The organism is Nonomuraea sp. NPDC003201 (assembly GCF_053590415.1).
The window spans coordinates 1-2,787 of the sequence record NZ_JBSFTC010000642.1 but is presented as its reverse complement, the minus strand read 5'-3'; the positions used below and the strand labels follow the sequence as shown (position 1 = coordinate 2,787).

Genomic DNA, 2,787 nt, shown 5'->3' with positions numbered 1-2,787 from the left:
GCCGCCGACAGGCGGCACGCCCCACCGCCGTGACATCAGCGGGAGCGCCCGCCCACCAGGGAGACGGCGATGGCCAGGAGCAACCAGCGCCGGTTGAACGCGCTGCTCGTTTCCGATCGGGCTGAGATAGGGGAGGGTGGGCAGGAGGCGTAAATCCGTGGTGTGGGCGGCGCGTGCCGTACTACAGTCGGACACGCCTTCACCTCGCGGCTGCTGAACCACGAGGCCCACGGCGGCGGCCCGGTCCGTCGCCCTCTCCGGCGCGCTTTCGACCGCGCCCGCCCTTGCATCGCCTTTCAGCAGCCCGAAGGACTTCACCACCATGCGCACCCGTCAGGACCGCCGTCTCCTGCGCCGAGACGAGCAGTGGCTCACCCTCCCGAACCCCTGGGACGTCCCCGTCGACATCTGCGCCGACGAACGCGTGCCCCTCGAACCGGCCGCCGTCGACGAAGTGCTGTCCGTCCTGGAGACCGCCGACACCCTCGCCCGCCTCGCCGAGGCCGTACCGGGCCACGACGGCCCGCCGCCCCGCCTGATCCGCCTCGTCCTCACCCCCGACTTCCACAAGGGCGCGGGCATCCCGATCGGCACGGTCATCGAGACCGAGGGCGCGCTGCTCCCGCAGGCGGTCGGCAATGACGTCAACTGCGGCATGCGGCTGGAGGTCACCTCACTGACCGTGGAGCAGGTACGGCCGCGCCTGGACGCCCTGGAACGGCGGCTGCGGCACCTGTTCTTCGAGGGCGGCCGCCGCATCGCCCTCACCCCCGCCCAGCGGGAGGCGCTCCTGCGCGACGGGCTCCCGGGGCTCCTGCTCACCGGCGACGCCCCCTGGCAGGGCCACCAGCCGACCGACACCGAGGACTGCCTGGACCGCATGCACGCTCCGGCGTACCCGACCGGCACCGCCGAGGCGTTCGCCGACTGGATCACCAGCGCGGGCGGCACCGAGGCCGCCAGCCACGACAGCCTCATCGGCAGCATCGGCGGCGGCAACCACTTCGCCGAACTGCAGTACGTGGCACAGGTCCACGATCCCGCCGCCGCGTACGCGTGGGGCCTGACAGCGGGCGCGGTCGTCCTGATGGTGCACAGCGGCTCACTGGCGCTGGGACACCAGGCCAACGCCACAGCGCTGGACCGGCTGCGCCAGACCTGGCCGCCGGGGTTGTCGCGACCCCGCAACCAGATCCTGCCGTTCCTGCTGAACGAGCGCACGGCCGCCGCCCGGCACCGCTACCTGGACGCGTTCGGCAACGCCGCCAACTTCGCCTCAGGCAACCGGTTCTTCCTCGCCCTCACCATGCGGGCCGGGCTCGCCGCCGAATGCGGCCGGATGACGGCGCGGCTGGTGTACGACGCGCCGCACAACCTGTTCTGGCAGGAGGAGGACCGCGTCATCCACCGCAAAGGCGCGACACCGGCGGGTGGTCACGAGCAGATGGCCGGCGGCCCGTACGCGATGTGGGGCGAGCCCGTGATCGTGCCCGGGTCCATGGGAGCGTCCAGCTACCTGCTGCGCGGCCACGGCAACGCCCGCACGCTGGCCAGCGCCTGCCACGGCGCCGGACGGCGCGTCCCGCGCGGCGCCACCGCACGGGCCGGCGACCATGACCTCGACGCGTTCCTGCGAGAGTTCCGCGTGGTCACGCCGCTGGACCACCGCGATCCGACCGTGGCGCGCCGCGCGGACGTGATGGCGGCCTGGCGGCGCGACCTCAAGCAGGAAGCACCGTGGGCGTACAAGGACATCGGACCCGTGGTGTCGAGCCTGCACGCGGGAGGTGTGGCGGACCCGGTGGCCGAGCTGCGCCCGCTCCTCACCGTCAAGGGCTGACCGCCTTCCCCGCGCACGGTACAGGCACCTCGACGGCCCCGTCGCCGACGTCCGGATAGGGTTCGTGCGTGCGCCAGGGTGAGCTCGTCGGACGGGACGAGGAACGATCGCGGCTCCTGGCGCTGCTCGGCGACGAGGCCGGCCCGGTCCTGGTGCTCTGGGGTGAGGCCGGCCTCGGCAAGACGGCGTTGCTGGACGGGCTGGCAGCGGCGGCCGCCGGGTTCCGAGTGGTGCGCGGCGCCGGGGCGGAGGCGGAGCGGGACCTGGCGTACGCCGGGCTGCATCAGCTGATCTCCCCGCTGCTGGCGGACTCGGCCGGTTTGGATCCCGGGCACCGGGCGGCGATCGACGCGGCCTTCACCGGGACCACCGGTGCCGCGCCGCAGGTGATGGCGCTCGGCATCGCCGTACTGGACCTGCTCACGCTCGTGTCGGCGGCCACGCCGCTGCTGCTGGTCGTCGATGACGGGCAATGGCTGGACGCGCCGAGCGCGCAGGTGCTCGCGTTCACCGCGCGGCGTCTCGCGGGTACCGCGGTGCGCGTGGCGATCGCGGTGCGCGCGGAGGTGCCGTCGCCGTTCGACGGGGCCGGGCTGCCGGAGCTGGTCCTGGAGCCGCTGACCGAGCGCGCCGCCGCCGAGTTGCTCGACCTGCGCCAAGCCGGGCTCGACCCGTACCGCCGGAATCTGATCTTGCGGACCGCGGCCGGGAATCCGCTGGCGCTGCTCGAGTTGCCCCGATCCACGTTGCTGGACTCCGGCACGATGACGCTGTCGCGGCGGCTGGAGCAGGTCTACGGCGGGCGGTTGCGCGAGCTGCCCAAGCAGGAGCGCGGCGAGCTGCTGCGGGCGGCGCTGGACGGCGCGGGTGCCGGATCGGCCCGCAGAGTCGGTGCGGTCCGGTACCGGATGCGCGGCGTCGGCCGGGCGGTCGAGGCGGGCCTGCTG

2 protein-coding genes are annotated in these 2,787 nt (G+C 73.8%); both read left to right on the top strand.

Annotation, left to right across the window (positions count from 1 at the left end; genetic code table 11):
• Positions 1–322 precede the first annotated feature (322 nt).
• Positions 323–1,840, top strand: a complete 1,518-nt coding sequence (locus ACWDX9_RS62145) for an RtcB family protein (protein ID WP_449973253.1) — start codon at positions 323–325, stop codon at positions 1,838–1,840.
• Positions 1,841–1,908: 68 nt separating this feature from the next.
• On the top strand, positions 1,909–2,787 hold an 879-nt coding region (locus tag ACWDX9_RS62140), incomplete at its 3' end, for an AAA family ATPase (protein WP_449973252.1).